Annotated in this window: 15 protein-coding genes; 7 read left to right on the top strand and 8 right to left on the bottom strand. The window is 39.6% G+C overall.

The features are described 5' to 3' along the window. Nucleotides 1-7 precede the first annotated feature (7 nt). Nucleotides 8-772 (bottom strand): flagellar motor protein PomA, encoded by a 765-nt coding sequence (gene pomA / locus ACRRSQ_RS15310; RefSeq protein WP_440876634.1) that lies wholly within the window; start codon nt 770-772, stop codon nt 8-10. A 348-nt stretch (nt 773-1120) separates the two neighbouring features. Here pomA and ACRRSQ_RS15305 point away from each other — a divergent pair, with 348 nt between their 5' ends. The 5 genes from ACRRSQ_RS15305 to ACRRSQ_RS15285 all read left to right on the top strand — a co-directional run bounded on the left by ACRRSQ_RS15305 (nt 1121) and on the right by ACRRSQ_RS15285 (nt 9592). Then, nucleotides 1121-1372: an exodeoxyribonuclease VII small subunit gene (locus ACRRSQ_RS15305; protein WP_440876633.1), complete on the top strand. Its 252-nt coding sequence runs from the start codon at nt 1121-1123 to the stop codon at nt 1370-1372. Then, nucleotides 1369-2259 carry a (2E,6E)-farnesyl diphosphate synthase gene (gene ispA / locus ACRRSQ_RS15300; RefSeq protein ID WP_440876632.1) on the top strand — a complete coding sequence of 297 codons (891 nt, stop codon included), beginning with the start codon at nt 1369-1371 and terminating at the stop codon, nt 2257-2259. The genes ACRRSQ_RS15305 and ispA overlap by 4 nt, the downstream gene beginning before the upstream one ends. A gap of 57 nt (nt 2260-2316) precedes the next feature. Further along, the gene (dxs, locus tag ACRRSQ_RS15295) at nt 2317-4182 is read left to right on the top strand and encodes a 1-deoxy-D-xylulose-5-phosphate synthase (RefSeq protein WP_440876631.1); all 1866 of its coding nucleotides are present in this window, start codon (nt 2317-2319) and stop codon (nt 4180-4182) included. 423 nt (nt 4183-4605) lie between these two features. Next, on the top strand, nt 4606-8316 hold the full coding sequence (locus tag ACRRSQ_RS15290; protein WP_440876630.1) for a hypothetical protein: 3711 nt from the start codon (nt 4606-4608) through the stop codon (nt 8314-8316). Nucleotides 8317-8449: 133 nt separating this feature from the next. Then, nucleotides 8450-9592 carry a hypothetical protein gene (locus ACRRSQ_RS15285; protein ID WP_440876629.1) on the top strand — a complete coding sequence of 381 codons (1143 nt, stop codon included), beginning with the start codon at nt 8450-8452 and terminating at the stop codon, nt 9590-9592. An 82-nt stretch (nt 9593-9674) separates the two neighbouring features. On the opposite strand, the gene ribBA is transcribed toward ACRRSQ_RS15285, so the two are convergent. The 5 genes from ribBA to glyA all read right to left on the bottom strand — a co-directional run bounded on the left by ribBA (nt 9675) and on the right by glyA (nt 14586). After that, nucleotides 9675-10784 (bottom strand): bifunctional 3,4-dihydroxy-2-butanone-4-phosphate synthase/GTP cyclohydrolase II, encoded by a 1110-nt coding sequence (gene ribBA, locus ACRRSQ_RS15280; protein WP_440876628.1) that lies wholly within the window; start codon nt 10782-10784, stop codon nt 9675-9677. Nucleotides 10785-10896: 112 nt separating this feature from the next. Then, nucleotides 10897-11562, bottom strand: a complete 666-nt coding sequence (locus ACRRSQ_RS15275) for a riboflavin synthase (RefSeq protein WP_440876627.1) — start codon at nt 11560-11562, stop codon at nt 10897-10899. 25 nt (nt 11563-11587) lie between these two features. Beyond that, a complete protein-coding gene (ribD, locus tag ACRRSQ_RS15270; RefSeq protein WP_440876626.1) occupies nt 11588-12733 on the bottom strand; it encodes a bifunctional diaminohydroxyphosphoribosylaminopyrimidine deaminase/5-amino-6-(5-phosphoribosylamino)uracil reductase RibD in 1146 nt (381 codons plus the stop codon). After that, a complete protein-coding gene (gene nrdR, locus ACRRSQ_RS15265; protein WP_440876625.1) occupies nt 12734-13198 on the bottom strand; it encodes a transcriptional regulator NrdR in 465 nt (154 codons plus the stop codon). A 131-nt stretch (nt 13199-13329) separates the two neighbouring features. Continuing rightward, a complete protein-coding gene (gene glyA, locus ACRRSQ_RS15260; protein WP_440876624.1) occupies nt 13330-14586 on the bottom strand; it encodes a serine hydroxymethyltransferase in 1257 nt (418 codons plus the stop codon). Between the two features lie 513 nt (nt 14587-15099). On the opposite strand from glyA, the gene ACRRSQ_RS15255 reads away from it, so the two are divergent. Next, complete coding sequence (locus ACRRSQ_RS15255) at nt 15100-15318, top strand: EF-hand domain-containing protein (RefSeq protein WP_440876623.1); 219 nt, start codon at nt 15100-15102, stop codon at nt 15316-15318. Between the two features lie 87 nt (nt 15319-15405). Here ACRRSQ_RS15255 and ACRRSQ_RS15250 read toward each other — a convergent pair whose 3' ends face one another. After that, complete coding sequence (locus ACRRSQ_RS15250) at nt 15406-16998, bottom strand: ATP-binding protein (protein WP_440876622.1); 1593 nt, start codon at nt 16996-16998, stop codon at nt 15406-15408. A 374-nt stretch (nt 16999-17372) separates the two neighbouring features. On the opposite strand from ACRRSQ_RS15250, the gene ACRRSQ_RS15245 reads away from it, so the two are divergent. Beyond that, nucleotides 17373-17978 carry a DUF4136 domain-containing protein gene (locus ACRRSQ_RS15245; protein WP_440876621.1) on the top strand — a complete coding sequence of 202 codons (606 nt, stop codon included), beginning with the start codon at nt 17373-17375 and terminating at the stop codon, nt 17976-17978. Between the two features lie 70 nt (nt 17979-18048). Here the strand turns inward: ACRRSQ_RS15245 and ACRRSQ_RS15240 are convergent, their stop codons facing one another. Next, the gene (locus ACRRSQ_RS15240; RefSeq protein WP_440876620.1) at nt 18049-19110 is read right to left on the bottom strand and encodes a helix-turn-helix domain-containing protein; all 1062 of its coding nucleotides are present in this window, start codon (nt 19108-19110) and stop codon (nt 18049-18051) included. Between the last annotated feature and the right edge of the window lie 98 nt (nt 19111-19208).

The following is a 19208-nucleotide window of genomic DNA, read 5'->3' as shown; positions in this document are numbered from 1 at the left end:
AACTTAGTTACTCTTCTGTTGTATCAATTGCACGTTTACTTTCAGGCAAGTAATTCTTTAATAAGCCTTCAATCACACGTGGGTTTTGACCGTCTTGAATACCTAATACCGCATCCAAAATAAGCTCTTGATTAAGCTTTTCTTCTTCCATTCTAAGTTTTAATTTCGCCGCGATCGGGATCGCAATTACGTTTGCTAAAAATGCACCGTATAAGGTTGTCAGTAGTGCCACCGCCATTGCTGGACCGATCGCTTTTGGATCATCCATGTTTGAAAGCATCGCAACCAAACCAATTAGCGTACCTATCATGCCCATCGCAGGTGCTATATCGGCTAAGGTCATAAACATGCCCGCGCCTTTTTCATGGCGATCTGAGGTTAAAGCAATATCTTTTTGAAGCGTACCACGCACTACATCAGCGTCGTGACCGTCAACAAGCATATCTACGCCCTTTTGCATAAAGGCGTTGCTAATTTCAGCTTCTTCTAACGCTAAAAAACCACCTTTGCGGGCAGCGTCAGCCATTTCTACAGATTTTTCAATTAACTCATCAGGTTGTTCAATTTTAAATAAAAAAGCTTTAACGGCTATTTTTCCAATGCCAAAAAACTGCCCCAAATTGTAGTTAGCCAGAACAATAAATAATGAACCACAAAATACGATAAGAATCGATTGAGTATCAACAAACATGCTGATATCGCCACCGAGTATCATCGCCATGACAATAAAGCCAATGGCGCCTAGTATTCCAAGTAGCGTAGCTAAATCCACAATAGCCTCCTAATGACGTGCTTACAGAAAATTTTGATTTTTATATTTTTGATAATACAACAAGGGTAAATGATTCGCGAATACAATTCGTATACATTTTTAAAACCTGTTCTTTTATTATCGTCCATTTTGTCAATAACTTAAGTTGTTTATGTAAACAATCAATTGTGACTGAACAAAAATCAACCAATCAACTAACCCTATCGCTAAATTATGAGCTGATGCTGTTTCACTTTATCTCATGAAAAAGGCGAATACTTTGGCGGATTAATTGACCCAAGCGCCAAGCTAAGGTAAGTTTGCGCCTATAAAAATTACTTGGCAAAAATAGCGCAACGGTTATTCATCATGGCGAGAAAAAAAATTGAAAATTTAAACTTTGAAGAGTCACTTTCAGAGTTAGAAACTATTGTACAACGCCTTGAGCAAGGAGAGCTTAACTTAGAAGAGTCAATGGCACTTTTTGAACGCGGCTTAAACTTAAGCCAAAATAGCCAAGTAAAACTTCAAGACGCCGAACAAAAAATTCAAATATTGTTAAATAAAAACGGTAACAATGAACTTGAAGACTTTGACTTATCTGAGCAAGAAAATTCGTGAGCACTTTAGCCAACCTAGCTTTATATCAAGAACGTATTAATCAATTTCTTGAAGCAAAAATTGATGCGCTTGAAGTTAACGATCAAAAACTGCTCGATGCAATGCGTTACGGCTTACTGATCGGCGGCAAGCGCATGCGTCCATACTTAGCCTATATTGTGGGTGAAGCGATTGATGCGGATAGTAATGATATCGACGGCATTGCCGCTGCACTTGAGTGTATTCATGCCTATTCACTATTGCACGACGATTTACCCGCAATGGATGACGATGATTTGCGTCGTGGTCAGCCAACGTGTCATAAAGCCTTTGATGAAGCAACTGCGATTTTAGCGGGCGACAGTTTACAAACCTTAGCATTTGATATTTTGGCGAATCATGAGTTTTCCGATAAGGTAGCCGCTAAACGCGTAACGCTTATTCGTCAATTAGTAAACGCTGCTGGCTATCAAGGCATGTGCGGCGGCCAAGCTTTAGATTTATCGGCAACCAATCAAGATGTGACACTAGCGCAGCTTGAACATTTACATTCATTAAAAACCGGCGCGTTATTAAGTGCGGCGATTTTAATGGCGGCGGAATGTTCACAAGATATGTTAACTAAGCACAAGCTTGCACTAGCAACTTATGCAAAACTTATCGGTTTAGCTTATCAAGTACAAGACGACATTATCGATATTACGTCAACCGAAGAAGAGTTAGGAAAGCCTGCTGGCTCTGACGTAGCGGCAAATAAAAGCACCTACCCTGCACTGCTTGGTTTACAAGGCGCTATGGAAAAAGCAGAAGACTTATATCAACAAGCACTTCAAGCTTTAGCCACTTTGCCCTACAATACTGAGAATTTATCGAATTTAGCGACCTTTATTGTTAAGCGTAGAAGTTAACGCGGCTATTTATTTAACAATAACACGCTACTTTCAAAAACGACTATTTAAAAGACTATGACCATTAATTTAACTGACTACCCATTGCTAAGCAAAATCGACTCGCCTAGCGACCTTCGCTTATTAGATCAAAGCCAATTAACGCAAGTCAGTAATGAGTTAAGAGATTATTTACTTAATTCTGTCAGTAAGAGCAGTGGTCATTTTGCCTCGGGTTTAGGCACCATCGAACTGACTGTGGCATTGCATTATGTTTACCATACTCCATTTGATCAGCTTATTTGGGATGTCGGCCACCAAGCCTACCCTCACAAAATATTAACCGGTCGCCGCGATAAACTGTCAACTATTCGACAAAAAGATGGCTTGCATCCGTTTCCATGGCGTGAAGAAAGTGAATACGACGTATTAAGCGTAGGTCACTCTAGCACGTCAATTTCTGCGGCTTTAGGTTTATCGGTTGCTGCTGAGAAAGAAAATAATAATCGAAAAGTTGCCGCCGTTATCGGTGACGGTGCGATGACCGCCGGTATGGCATTTGAAGCGTTAAACCACGGTGGCGATATTAATAAAGACATGTTGATCATTTTAAATGACAACGAAATGTCGATATCAGAAAATGTGGGCGCGCTCAATAATCACTTTGCTAAAATGTTATCGGGTAGTTTATATACAGGTCTGCGTGAAGGCAGCAAACGTATTTTAAAAAACATTCCGCCAATTAAAGAATTAGCCAGTAAAGCTGAAGAGCACATCAAAGGCATGGTAGTACCTAGTACCTTTTTTGAAGAGCTTGGTTTTAATTACATTGGCCCTATTGATGGTCACGATGTTAATGGCTTAGTTGATACTATTCGTAATATGCGTAACCTTAAAGGCCCGCAATTACTGCACATTGCTACCAAAAAAGGTAAAGGCTACCACGCCGCAGAGCAAGACCCAATTAAGTATCATGCTGTTCCAAAGTTCAACCCAGAAGAAGCGAAGTTACCGGCCAGCAAACCAAGTTTACCGACGTATTCGCAAATATTTGGTGACTGGCTCTGTAAAACCGCAGAGCAAGATGACAAGCTTGTTGCCATTACTCCAGCCATGCGTGAAGGCTCAGGCATGGTTGAATTTAGTCAGCGTTTTCCAGATAAATATTACGACGTAGCCATTGCCGAACAACACGCAGTAACATTTGCTGCTGGTTTAGCCATTGGTGGTCAGCAACCTGTTGTAGCAATATATTCAAGTTTCCTACAACGTGGTTATGATCAGCTTATTCACGACGTAGCGATCCAAAACTTACCGGTATTATTTGCCATTGACCGCGCAGGTATTGTTGGTGCCGACGGTCCAACTCATCAAGGGCAATTTGATTTAAGCTTTTTACGTTGTATTCCAAACTTGGTGGTTATGGCGCCTGCAAACGAACGCGAATGCCAGCTTATGCTATCTACAGGGCATAAATTACAGCAACCTGCTGCAGTGCGTTATCCTCGCGGCAGTGGTACAGGCGAAGCATTACCTGAGATTAATGACACCATTGAAATTGGTAAAGCTAACGTTATTGAAGAAGGTAAAGACATTGCCTTATTAAGCTTTGGTACATTATTAGGCGAAGCGCAACAAGCCGCCAAAACACTTGGTGCAACCCTAGTTGATATGCGTTTTGTTAAACCATTAGATGAAGCGTTAATTGAAAAACTTGGCAAAAGCCACTCAACCTTAGTGACATTAGAAGACAATGTTATCGCTGGCGGTGCCGGTTCAGCAGTCAATGAATTTATATTAAACCAAGGTATTTCAGTCAAAGTACTTAATATCGGTTTACCTGATCAGTTTATTAAACACGGTACTCAAGCAGAAATTCATCAAGAACTTGGCCTTGATAGTAAAGGTATTATTGAAAAAATTTCAGCATTTACTAATCGTTAATTTTATTCCGATGAAAAAAACAAAAAACGCCGATAGCGACCCTATCGGCGTTTTTTATTGACAACAAAATAAGAAAACCAACCAACTCATTAATAAATTTTATTAATACAAAACATAATTAAAAATCAAAAAACAAATCAACAATCTCAAAAAATAAAGAACATAAATAATATAAAAACACTCTTTTAAATCAATTATTAATAAAGTGCATAAAATATGCAACCGTAAAGGCTAAAGCCTATTTATCAACCACAAAGCCCCCCCCTTTACACTTTATTTACAAACAAAATCATGACCTTAATCAAGCAGGTCATAATTTGTTCACAATTAGACCAAAGAGCGCTTTGTCGTAGATTAAGTTTGTGGTTTAATCACATAGAAAAATAAAAATTTGTAATATATATACAAGGATATTTCATGGATATGAACAAAAGTATAATTGCACTTGCCCTTAGTGCTTCTCTCGCCGCTTGTGGTGGCTCTAGCGACACCCCACCACCAGTTGAACCTCCTGTTGTTGAACCACCTGCACCTGTTGAAACTATCGTTAATGGTAAAGCTGTAAAAGGCACACTAGCTAACGCTGTTGTAAAAGTCTTTAAATTTGTAGACGGTGAACCAGTTGAGTTAACAGCTGACGAGCTTGCTGACTCAGATATCACCACAGATGGTGACGGTAATTACAGTTTTACCCTACTAGACTACACTGGGCCTGTAAAAATTGAGCTGTCTGCTGGCACCGATACTACTATGGTTTGTGATGCAGCTGACGGTTGTGGTGATGTAGCCTTTGGCGAAACATTAAATATTTCAAGTGCAGATCCTAGCTTTACGTTATCCGCTATTTCAGTGGTCGAAGAAGGCAGTGATGGCGATGTAAAAATGAATGTTTCAGCATTAACGCATTTAGCTGCAGCGCTTATTGAAGAAGCTGAGACTGGCGTAACTGCCGAGTCAGTTCAAGAGCAATCATCTTTGGTTGCAAATACTTTTGGCATATCTGGAAGCCTTACCGATTTAGAACCAACCGTTGTTGACGATGCCGCAGCTGTTGCTGGTGAAGATAACCCAGATGAACTTCGTTATGGTTTAATTAACGCGGGTATTATGTCAGCTATTTTCTCAGGTGAAGATGCGACAGATTCTGTGTTATCAACTAAATTGACCACTATTGCACAAGACTTAGTTGCCAATGAAGGTAAAGTACTGGTTAGTCAAGATGCTGATGATGACTTTGAACTTGCTTTAGGTGATGTGTTAGAAGCAGCCAGTGAAACTGCAGCTCAAGTAGCTGAAGAAATTGCAGCCGACGAAACATTAACCGCAGAAATTGATCTTGCCCAAGAAGAAACCAAATTAGAAAATGAAAAAATCGCTGAAGAAGCTTTAGTTGGTGAAGACGGCTTTAGTGATGTGGGTGTTGATACGCCAACCGTTGGCGACGCGGTCGCAAAAGCTGCTGCTATGGTTGAAGATGTGCGTTTATTCACGCATTTATTTGACTTAGACACTGAACAAGGTGCAGGCATTGAAACGCAAGGTGACGAATATGTTGCTTTAATGCAAGCCGCCGGTGATATGGTTGCCGAAGAAGCAGACAGTTTTGTGTTATTAACAGAGATCAGTGAAGCATTATCAGTTATCACTATGGGCCTTGATGATGAAATAATTGAAGGCACAGAATTTCAAGCGGCTGATTACATTAACAGTGATTTAGAGGTAACCGGTACTTTCAGACTTGACCCAGACGATTTAGTTTTTGCTGTCGACGTTACAACCTCTGCACAAGGTGAAGAAGTTGAGTCAGCTCAATTTGAAGCCAGTATCACAATTGCTGAAGACGGTTTGAGCATCGCATTAAACCTTGACGGAAAAATAGAATCTACAGGCGCAAGCTTTACCTTAGCCGATGATTCCAAAGCCGTTATCATTTTAGACAGTGCAGCAACACGCGATGGCATTGAAGATGACAGTTACGACGGTGAAATTGTTGGTGGCGAATTAAAACTATCAATTGAGCTTGCTCAAAAAGCAACTGAAACGGTTACCAACCCTATTACTTTTTCAGGATCATTGCATACAGAGTTATTATTGGTTGGCGAACGTGTTTTAGATGAGCAAGAGTCGGTAAGTTATGACGAATTCGAAAATCCTCAATATGACTACCACTATGGTAAAACACGTATCGAGGATACTATTTTACCTGAAATGTTGAGTTTAAGTGGCGAGTTTAGCGCACTGGAAGGCGACCTAATTAAAGCTACATTAACGGTAAATATTGATGAACTAGCTGAGTATCAAGCTCCTGATTTTGAATATTTAGGCCGTGAAGTAGCCGATATTATGAATATTGAAATTTCAGAAGGTTTAAACACTGTTGTAATTACTGAAGCCGACAGCGTCATTGACTATCAACAGTCTACTGAAACTCGTATTTTCACTCCTACACCAGGTGGCCAGGTTGGTGAATGGACTGCAACAAGTACGGTTGTAGCCGCCAATGCTGAAGAACACCATTGGGAAACGGGTATAGAGCGTAAAATATTCAGTCGTCGTTTCAGCGTAGCTGATGTTAATGAACAAGGTCTTATTTATACCCGAGCCTTTGTTGTTGGTGATGGTGAATTTGGCGTTCGTGTCATTCGCTTTACACCGATGGATACAGATGGCGATAATAGCGCCAATTATTATGATGTTGAGCAACTTCATACCTACGATGACATGGCATATGACGGAACTTCAATTAGCACTTTAGTCAATGCTGATGGAGATCTATTGCTTGCCGATGGCACACTGCATACTTGGGATAATGCTTGGTTTATGGGTAGCTACCAAAGTGTTGATAGTTTCATGACCAGCAACGACCACGAGTTCTACTATAAACCAATTGCTAATCCATTAACGGTATCTAACGGCGCAGAATTGCTCGCACAAACAATTGATAATTGGTGGGAAAATGAAGGTAACTTAACCGTAGAAGATATCGGTGAAGTAACATTCTTTTTTGACGAAGACGACCTTGAGATAATCGCCAGTGGTGAAGTACTTAGCATTAACCCAACAGGTTATATCACCAAAGCCCTGCTAGCCGAGGCGTATACAATATCTGTAAGCGAAGACAGCAATACCGTGACTTTAAATGAACCTGCTGGCAACAGCCGTGTCTATAGCATGGACTTCACCAGTACAGGAAACTTCACCTTCACACGTGAACGTTTTGAAGACACAGATATTAACCATTCAGACGTAAGAGAATACTCAACTAATGACCTTGGTTTAGATACCCCTGAAGTCGTTATATTGAGAACAAATACATATGATGGTATGTCACACTACTCTCAAATTCGCATTACACCAGTTGATAGCAACGGTGATGGCGCATCAGACTTTATCAATCAAACCAGAGTTTGGGGAGATTATATTAATGCTGATGGTATAATTACTGATGAAAATGGTACAGAGACTTCAGAAGGCGACGCATACTTTTATGCGAACTCGTATGACGAATTACCATTCGGTTGGCATACACCTTTTAATCCACTTACTGTGAACAATGCTTTAGTGGCTTATCAAGGTTGGTTAGCAAATGCGCGTGGCTCAGAGATTTATACTTATGTAGACGATATTGGTCTTGTTGAAACTAATCTTTCGAGTGAAGAGGTTGCAGCATTGACGGCAAATACTAGCACTATGTTTGACGGCTACAATACCGAAGCAGACTCGTTAGACATCTTAGAAAACGCAGAAAACTTCTTAGACATTAATGCCGCATTAACACTTGAAGCTGTATTAGGTGACTATGAAGTTAAAGTGCAACTTGCTGGTGACAGAACTGGGCTTGAAGATGGCGAGTTTGAACTAGAAATGGTTTATAAACTTCCAGGTGATGAAGCACAACGTTCATTTACCGTGCACGCAAATACTGAAGAAGAAGATACAGTATTGGTTACTAACAGCGAAGACGTTACTGTAACGCTAATGGAATTATCTGAAGAAGATCAAGCTTCAGGTGAATCTGTGATCGGTACGATTGTTGTTGGAACAGGTGACGACGCAGAGCAAGCCGCACAAATTGTTGACCGTGACGGTTTAATCTTAGTAGTCTACTCTGACGGAACAGTTGAAAGTTTATAGCAATGAGTTCTTCGCGAACTAATCTGATATAAATATTCAACGTTGTAAAATGCCAGTCTGTCAAGGCTGGCATTTTTTCTTCAACAAACAATAAAATAACAACAATCAGACGTTTTTACACAAGGAATACGAAGTGAGAGCAGTACCGTTATTTTCAATGTTGCTAACAGCAACACTACCTTTTAGCTTTGTTCAAGCAACGAGTTTTGCCAAAAACTTTGACGATGAAGCTCAACCTGCAATGCAAGTTTCAGCTTATGTTAAAAGCGAATCGTTTAGTAATATTTTACCGATTAAACAATTACTTGAGGATGACTGGAAACAAGCACCAGCAACCGACTCAAGCATTGGTTTTACCCAAAATGAAGTGGGCATCGAAACCCGGTGGCAAAATATCAGTATAGGTATCGCCAAGCGTCTTGATTACTTTGTATTTACCAATCCAGATACGGCAACAGCATTTTATTTAGAACGCAACGATATACCACTGACCACACAAGAAAATTACCAATTAGCGCTTAAATTACATCACCAAGAAAGCACAGGTATTCGCTTAGGATATCAATGGCAGTTCGATAATTTCAGCAGCCAAATACGCATAGGTTATTGGGATGTAGATGCCACAAGAGAGTCGCAGATTACAGGTGAAATATCAGGTGAAGCCAATAACAATATTAATGGCGTTGCCGAGTTAGTTGAGTTTTATAGTGATAAAAATTTTCTTAAACGCCCAAACAATGACACATGGCAAACCGATGGCTATGGCATTACCGTCGACCTTGCTTTTAATTGGCAAGTAAGCCAACAAATAGCTCTTAATTTAGACATTAACGATATTTATTCTCGGTTTAAATTATCCGATTTAGGTTACAGTCAAGGCAATGTCGATACCGATGGCACCTTCATCAATAGCCTTGGCGGAAAATCATATTTACCTCTTTATCGCGGTGTAGAAACAAATGACGATTATCGTTTTGATTTACCAGAACAGGTTAACTTTGTTGCGCAATACACACCTCAAATTGACTCAGGCACCTTAACAAACTTAGGTTACTTAGCGCGCTATAAACGCCAAGGTGATACAAATTTTTATTACTTAGGTGCGCAATGGATAGACAGCAGCTATCGTGCTCATTTAATGCTTGATCTAGAAAACCTTTCTCCAGAATTCCAATTTAAAAACCAATGGATAACTTTCACTTTAGCGCTAGATGAAGTTGACCTTGATAAAGCCATGCAAGCTAACCTTGGGCTTGCGCTTAATTATTCCTTTTAGTCTAAGCGCCCAAAATTGTAACCATGAAAAAACGCGACCTAAGTCGCGTTTTTTCATTTATGATTGTCAAAGCCATACCAAACTAGTCAGCAATATATTCAACCACTTCTAAACCAAACCCAGAAAGTGAATGGTACTTCGTTTGTGAACTTAATAAACGCATTTTGCTGACGCCTAAATTAGCTAAGATTTGCGAGCCGACGCCAACATTGCGTGAACCCACATGACGGTTAACTTCTTTAACCGTTTCACCTGCGTCAATTTTAGCGTATTTTTCAACAAGGTTAATGAGCTCAAGCGGAGATTCATGTTTACCTAATAAAACTAAAACACCGCCTTCTTTACCAATTTTTTCCAGTGCATGGGCAATTGGCCATTTGGCAACGCTTTCACGTTGGCTAAATAATAAGTCACGGAAGGTATTCTCTAAGTGAACACGTACTAACGTCGGTTCTTCTGCTTTAATTTCGCCTTTGGTCAGGGCAAAGTGTGCTTGACCATCAATAGTGTCTTTAAATACCGTTAAGTCAAAGTCACCAAACGCCGTTGGTAATTTACATTGTGAAATGCGCTCAATAGTCGTTTCGTTAGCATTTCGAAATTCAATTAAATCGGCAATCGTGCCCATTTTTATGCCATGTTTTTTAGCGATAATTTCTAAATCTGGACGACGCGCCATGGTGCCATCTTCATTTAAAATCTCTACAATTACCGCAGCAGGTTCAAGCCCTGCTAAGCGCGCTAAATCAACACCCGCTTCGGTATGACCTGCTCGGTTAAGTACGCCGCCGTCTTTGGCGATTAACGGGAAAATATGGCCCGGCTGAACAATACTTAAATGATTAGCGTCTTTGCCAACAGCCGCTAATACCGTAGTGGCACGATCAGCCGCAGAAATACCCGTTGTTACGCCTTCTGCCGCTTCAATAGATACCGTAAAATTGGTACTAAATTGCGCATCATTTTTTTCAACCATTAACGGCAGTTTTAAACGCTGACATTTTTCGACAGTCATTGGCATGCAAATTAAGCCACGACCGTGTGTCGCCATAAAGTTTATCGCTTCAGGCGTCACTTTTTCTGCCGCCATGATAAAGTCGCCTTCATTTTCTCTGTCTTCATCATCCATCAAAATAACCATCTTACCTTGGGCAATATCGTCGATTATTTCCTGTGGGGTGTTTAATTGCATGGCAACCTCTATTTAAGTGTCATAAATTTCAATTTGTATATCGTGCAACTTGTTGCTTGTTGCTAGAAAGCTTGGTTTTATTGATGATTTCAACTCACGCGGTTAACGTGGCTTATTTCATAAAACCACTTTTCATTAATAGCTCTTTTGTCACGCCAGCACTTTCACCACTGTGACTATTATTTGATTTTTTGAATAACAATCGCTCTAAATAACGAGCAACCACGTCAACTTCAACGTTTACCGCAGTACCTGCTTGATAACCGCTAATTATAGTTTGTTCTGTGGTATGCGGCACTATGGTTAGCATAAACTGATCTTCCGTAACCTTGTTAACAGTTAAGCTGGTGCCGTCAATCGTCACTGAGCCTTTGTGCGCGATATAAGGGGCGATTTCTTCTGACATTGTCAGCCAGTATTCTGTACTGTTACCGGTATTTTTAATACTGGCAACTTCACAAACAGCGTCGACATGGCCAGAAACCATATGACCACCAAAACGTGTTGTTGGTAACATGGCTTTTTCTAAATTCACTTTTTGGCCAACACGGTAATGACTAAAACCGGTATATTTCAGAGTTTCATTTGATACATCAGCGCTGTAGCTGTGTTGGTCAAAGGCGACAACCGTTAAACAAACACCATTAGTGGCAATCGAGTCACCTAGGTTAACGTCGCTCATATCAAGCGAACCTGTTGCCACTTCTACGCGTGCGCCATCAGCGTTAACATTAATGGCTTTAATACTTCCTACCGCTTCAATTATTCCGGTAAACATATTTAATACTCTGTAACTCGTTAATTTAAGGTTTAAATTTTGCTGTAATACGAATGTCTGGGCCGACCATTCTAATATCTTTTACGACTAAATTTTTAGCTGAACTCAAGGTTTCAATACTCGGCATTGCCACTAAGCTTTTGCCGTCACTACCTAATAATTTAGGGGCTTGAAATAGAATTAGTTCATCAACCAAGTTTTGCTCAATGAATGCGCCCGCTAATTGTGCACCTGACTCAACTAAAATGTCGTTTAGGCCACGTTCTGCCAATAGCGCAATTAACGCGGGTAAATCGATTTTTTCTTGATCTTGAGAGTTTTTAACCGTTTTACAAACAACCTGCTCTACAAAATGAGGCCACTTTGGTAAGTTTTCAATAGCTGTTCTAACTAATATTATTGGCGAGGGTATTTGAAAAAGTGCCAAGTCAGGCGTAAGCCGGTTTTGCGAGTCGATAATAACGCGCACAGGTTGTCTTAAATCAGACTCTGCATAGCTGTTTTTTAATTCGCCTAGCTCTTGCCAACGCACCGACATTTTGGCGTTATCTGTAATGATTGACGTTGCGCCGCTAATAATTGCGCAGCTTTGCGCGCGTAATTGTTGAACATTTTCTCGTGCCGGTGAAGATGTTATCCACTTGCTTTCACCATTGGCCATTGCCGTTTTACCATCAAGGCTTGCTGCTAACTTACAGCGCACATAAGGTAAGTTTTTGGTCATGCGTTTGATAAAGCCCGGGTTTAGCGCTAAAGCATCTGCATTTAATAAACCAACTTGCGTTTTAATGCCCGCCTGTTCAAGCATAGCTAAACCTCTGCCTGAAACTTCTGGATTAGGATCAACCATAGCGGCAATAACCTGTTTAACGCCCGCCTTTATCAAGCCCTGAGCACAAGGCGGTGTTCGTCCAAAATGGCTACAAGGCTCTAAGGTGACATAAGCTGTGGCGCCTTGAGTATCAAAACCGTTAGCTTTTGCATCAGCTATCGCGTTTACTTCGGCGTGCCCTTGTCCGGCTTTTTGATGAAAGCCTTCGCCGATAATTTCATTATTTAAAACCAATACACAACCAACATTAGGATTGGGTGATGTGGTGTAATGGCCTTTTTTAGCAAGACGAATAGCTCGCTGCATAAAGGCGTGATCTTGCAGGCTAAAGGTACTCATTTAGCTACTTTTACTTTCATCGCCAAGGCGGGCAATTTCTTCGCCAAACTCACGAATATCTTCAAATGAACGGTAAACGGAAGCAAAACGCACATAGGCCACTTTGTCTAATTGCTTTAATTGCTCCATGATCAAGTTACCTAGCATTTCACTACCCACTTCGCGTTCACCGGTAGCACGTAATTGCGATTTTAATTTATTTACCGCGAGCTCTGTTTGCTCAAGGCTTACCGGACGTTTTTCTAAGGCGCGTAATAAGCCATTACGCATTTTATCTTCGTTAAACGGTTCACGAGAGCCGTCGCGCTTGATGATGCGCGGCATAACCAGCTCTGCTGATTCAAACGTGGTAAAGCGCTCATGACAGTCTACACACTCTCGACGACGCCTAACTTGGTGACCGTCTGAGACTAGACGAGAGTCAATAACTTTAGTGTCTACAGCTGAACAAAATGGGCAATACATGGTGGCTCCGAAAATGGGTGCGGCTATTTATCAGTAATTATTTATTAACCGATACAAAAATGACCGCGAATGCGGCCATTTTAAACTATTTATGAGCTAAGTTACTAGCCTAGCAAGCGATAGTTATTTACTTAAGCGTAAACAGGTAAACGAGCACAAATCTCTTTTACTTGCTCTTGTACTTTAGCAATAGTTTCTTCGTTGTTGATATCGTCTAAAATATCACAAATCCAGCCAGTTAATGCTTTAGTTTCTTCAACACCAAAACCACGGCGAGTAATCGCTGGCGTACCTAAACGAAGACCAGAGGTTACAAATGGTGAACGTGGATCATTTGGTACAGAGTTTTTGTTTACTGTGATGTGTGCACGGCCTAAGGCAGCGTCAGCATCTTTACCGGTAATATCTTTGTCAATTAGGTCTAATAACAATAAGTGGTTTTCAGTACCGTTAGAAACAACTTTGTAACCACGTTCTTGTAATACCGCTACCATCGCTTTCGCGTTGTCTAACACTTTTTGTTGGTAAGCTTTAAATTCTGGCTCTAATGCTTCTTTAAAAGCAACCGCTTTAGCCGCGATAACGTGCATTAGAGGGCCACCTTGACCACCTGGGAATACTGCAGAGTTTAATTTTTTATAAACATCTTCGTCATCACAGCCTGAAACAATTAAACCGCCACGAGGGCCAGCTAATGTTTTGTGCGTAGTTGTTGTTACAACATGTGCATGAGGTACTGGGTTCGGGTATAAACCAGCAGCAACAAGACCTGCAACGTGAGCCATATCAACCATGAAATATGCGCCAACTTTGTCAGCAATTTCACGCATGCGTGCCCAGTCAACAATGCCTGAGTAAGCAGAGAAACCGCCAATTAACATTTCAGGCTTGTGCTCTAATGCCAAACGTTCAATTTCTTCATAATCAATTAAACCCGTTTCTGGGTGTAAGCCATATTGAATAGCTTCGTAAGATTTACCAGAAAAGTTAACATGAGAACCATGCGTTAAGTGACCACCATGAGCAAGACTCATACCTAGTACTTTTCCGCCAGGCTTAACAAGTGCTTGGAAAACAGCAGCATTTGCTTGAGAACCAGCATGAGGCTGAACATTGGCATAAGTTGCACCAAATAATTCTTTCGCGCGCTCAATCGCTAATTGCTCTGCTTTATCAACATACTCACAACCACCGTAATAACGCTTACCAGGGTAACCTTCAGCATATTTGTTGGTTAATTGTGAACCTTGTGCTTCTAAAACACGCGGGCTACAGTAGTTTTCAGATGCAATTAATTCAATATGCGCTTCTTGACGAGCAACTTCATCAGTAATGGCTTGATAAAGTTCAGCATCATAATCAGCAATGTTCATATTACGAGTTAACATGTTTTTTCCTCTACAAGTAGTCAGCCAAAGGCTGCAACAACAGGGTTATAATCCACAAAATTTTATGGGCGCTATTTTGCCTGAACTAAGCGATGATGTATATGTAAAATACACCCTGCGTTAGCTCTTTTGGTAATCTAATATGCCGTGTAATTACCCATAGAAACTTTTAGTACTAACGGCAAATATGTTCACAAACAAACCAAAGAAAATAAAAAGTAACAACAAACAGAATAAAATACAACAAAAACAATATTACCAACATTAAAAACAACAAAAACATAAAATAATAAAATTTTAAACAAGTAATCCTTATTAAGATTTGAAACTAGTGACTTAACCTCTGTTAAATGTCATTACTACCAACAAAAAAAATTCGCCTTTGTGCGAAATACGTTAAACCCAGCAAACTAATTTCCTGTATTTCCCTATTAATGTCATTTTTTTATTCCCATCGAAGAGAATTAACGATACAGTCTTATTTAATAAGCATTGTTGCAACGGAGTAGGCTGATGGATATTAATCAGTGGGTAGATGAGTTATTTGAAATCTTTGATGAAGACAAAGATGGTGTAATTAACCGCAGTGAATTTGTAGAGTTAATTGATTGCTTATTACAAGATAAAGGTATTCGCATGTGCGAGACCATTTTTAAGCGTTTTGATACTAACCACGACAATTCAATTTCAAAGTCTGAGCTAAAAGAAATGGTCATTGATTTAGCATTGTAAAGTACAAATAAATGAAGTTAAGGCAAGTATTCACTTGCCTTTTTTTATGCCTAAAATTTAATTGCCAAAGATGAATAAAATGTTTTGTTAACCGACCATTTCGATTGTTTTAGGCTTACCGCGATCTTTTTTCACAAGTGGTACCCTCACCCTAAAATGACAGCCCTGCACATCGTCAATATGCTGAATTGAACCATGAAGCTTACTACTGACTAAGTTAAAGACAATATTTAACCCCAAGCCTGAGCCTCCTTGCCCTCTTTTAGTTGTCACAAATGGGTCGAATACCTTTTTCTTTAAGTGATTGTCGATACCTTTGCCATTATCCGAATAATTCAAAACCAACTCATTGTCTTCTTCGGTAAAACATACGTTAATTTCACCTTCATCGCGGCCTTCAAAACCGTGAATGTGAGAGTTCATTAGAAAATTTGTCAGAATTTGATTCCACGCACTTGGGTAAGTGATCAAGCTAAGTTCTTTATCGACCGACAAATTAATCGTATATTTTTTACGTTTAAATAGGGTTTTAACGGTATTAACAACATCATTAACATGTTGAGCTAAGTTAATGTTTAATTCAGGATCTGTGTGCTGCTCAACCGCAACGGATTTAAAACCACGAATAAGTTCCACTGCTTTATTTAGGCTACGTTCAATAATTTGTTGATACTCATCAAATAAACTGAGTGTACTGGTTAGCTGCGACTTGGTTAAATTTTCATTTTCAATAGCATCAGTTAAATCGGTGAGCTTCTCTTTTAACGCTGTAATTGACGTAACACATATGCCTAACGGGGTATTTACCTCATGGGCAACCCCAGCCACTAATTGCCCTAACGACGCCATTTTCTCTGATTGCACTAAAGAGTCTTTTGCTAACGTTAAGTCATCAAGAGATTGCTGCAATTGACGATTACTCACCGCTAACTTTTCAGTGCGATCATAGACTTTTACTTCTAATTCGCCATTAAGGTTAATCAAAGCATTTTCCGCTTCTTCCAATTTTACGATATCGCTTTTTAAGGTCATACGCATATCGTTTATTGCTGCGGCAAGCATGTCTAATTCATCTTCATTAGCAATAGAGCGATTAGGTAAAATTAAAGGTTTGTCTAAATTGTCACTGGCCAAATTTTGCGAATATTTAGTAATGGTATAAATATGGCGAGTAACCAACCAGTGCACAATAAACATAATACAAAGGGCAACGATAAAGGTTCGAACAAACTCTGAGATAATGATCACCCAAGCGCGTTGTTTGAGCTTTTTATAAATATCTGCGTAGTTGGCATGCACCGTTAATACGCCGATCTCATTATCACCGTAAAAAATAGAATATTGCGCAGATTCTTGGGTTGTCGGCTCTTCTTGGCCAAAGGTATAAGACTTACCAAAACCTGTGGTTATTTCGGCGTAGTTAATATCAGGTAAGTTAACAATACCTTGAATTTGTTGATTAACTAAAGGCTCGTTAAAATCCCATAAGCTTGTCGACAATGATTGCAGGTAACTGTTTTCGATGTTGACAAAACGCTGCTTTAAAGTTGCCACGTCGTCGTTAAAATCTGAATAGAGTTGAAAAATGGTTGAACAAACAGAAAGGAATAAACTGCAGACTAATATGTACACCAGTACATGTCGGCTAAGTTTATTGTTAAACGATATCGCTTGATCCATTAATATCACTCAGCACAATAGCTTTTACAGTATTATGCCGCCTTTATTCATCCTACTTATATTAATATCAGCTCAGTACTCAAAGTCAATTTTTTTGCATTATTTTTAAGCAAAAAACCTTGAATTGTAAGCCCTTCTCTGTAAATCCATGTGAACTGTAGTGAACTTATATTTAGGTATTTACTCTACCTAGCATACTTATTTAGCGCCTACAGTTAATTACACATAAGCTGCACTTAATAAGCTAAACTAACAATGACCAATGCTCTAAAGTAAACTTTTCCAAATACACTTATCTTATTGTAGCGTATTTGAAATAGACTTAGCTGCCTGTATGGCATTTACTTTCCTTTAAAATTACCGAAGAAATTATTATGAAATTGTCGTTAAAAAAAGTAAGCACGCCCTTATTGTTAGCATTAACACTATTAACCGTTTCAGGATGCCAAACCCCTGCTAAACCTAAAATTGACTTCAACAGCGAAACCAACTTCAAGCAATTAACCTCGTTTACCTTGGCGCAAGGCACTAATATGCAGAAAGTCGACGAAAACCCAATTGCTAAAATGAAAGTAGAAAAGGTCGTTAAGCGACAGTTATCTGAAAAACCGCTAACGTATGTTGAAGCAAATACAAATGAAAATGGTGACGAAATAGCACAAGCTGATATCGAAGTAAAAATTACCATTAAAGAAACGATCCACGAAAACGACTCGTCATTTAGCATTGGGTTGGGCACGGGCAGTGCCGGTAGAAATCATTCATCAAGCATTAGTGTAGGCACAAGCATTCCAATCACTAAAGTTGATAAACTTATCCATATCATCATTGATATGAGCCATAACAATGTACCTATTTGGCACGGCAGAGATAAATACGAAAGCGATGCTAAATACACGCCAGAGCAAGAACTTCAACAAATTGAGCTTACCGTAAAACGTTTGCTAGCACATTATCCTCCGCAAAAGAAACCACAGTAATAACCGATTAGACGTAGGTTGTGGTCACAAACAACCTACTTCTAACAGACATTGATTAAGCGATTAATACCTATATGCTAGGTTCGGCAATGGCTTTTTTGCGATATTCAGTCGGTGTTATGCCATGAGTGTTTTTAAACGCTTTGTTAAAAGAACTTAAACTTCTAAAGCCGCTTTCAAGTGCAAGTGTTAGCACAGGTGTACTGCTAAACTCTGCTTGCTCTAAATGCTCAGTAACCTCTTTAATGCGATAATAATTAAGAAAATCATTAAAATTGCGATAATTCATTTCACCGTTAATTAAATGACGCAATTTATATTCATGAATTGATAGATGTCGCGCCAGCTCTGAAATAGTAATACCATCTTTTTGATAAAGCTTGTCTTGTTCCATGGCGGCGACAATATTTAAAAGCTCTGGCGACTGTACTTGCTCGACTTCTACTTCCTCAATGGGTTGACTAACAGTGGCAAATAAACTCGACGGACGAAGGCTAAATAAGAAAAAATTAATGCTCGTTAATAATATGGCTAATAAAATCGCTTTGGCTTGAACAATAACCAACCAGTCAACTTGCAATAGTTGTTCAAAGACAATCACTAAAAAGATATAAAGCGCTGATACCGTGATCATGCCGCCGCGAATATAGCGTCGCTCTTGTACCAAATCGTCTCGCCAATACTTGGCCGCAGTAATTAAGGCATGAGCAATTAAAGCCAACTCTAACAACAAAGCGCCATATTTTACCAAACCATAAATTTCAGCGTGTTCCTTTAAATTAAGATTAAAAGTCAGCTGTATTAAGAACGAAAGGGTTGGGATCAACAGGGTTAACGAAGCTAGCCAGTATTGTTTGCTTTTTAAAACAATATGATCGCCAAAAACACTTAAGCTCACCAACCAGAAAACGCCGGGTAAAGCATTTCCCGCGATAAACCCAATCAACCATGTCACTTGAAACTGGCTACTAGGAGCCAAAACTTCGCCTAACAAATAGCCGCTGCCACAGCACATCAATAAAATATACAAACGTATCGACGGGTTTTTATGCCACAAAGGTAATAATAAAATAATGCACAGTACCATTTGTGCAAAGGCGAAATTAGAGAAAAAAAGAGTCAAAGAATGCATAAAAACCTAACGATAAAAAACACATATCCATACTAAAGTTAACACGGGGAAAATCAATGGTTAAATCCGCTAAATTTACACCTGCCTCAATGAACAGT

The organism is Thalassotalea sp. PLHSN55, from assembly GCF_052030545.1.
In the GTDB taxonomy this organism is placed as follows: Bacteria; Pseudomonadota; Gammaproteobacteria; order Enterobacterales; family Alteromonadaceae; genus CANMXU01.
The sequence above is the reverse complement of the archived record's forward strand: the minus strand, read 5'-3'. Positions and strand labels throughout refer to the sequence as shown.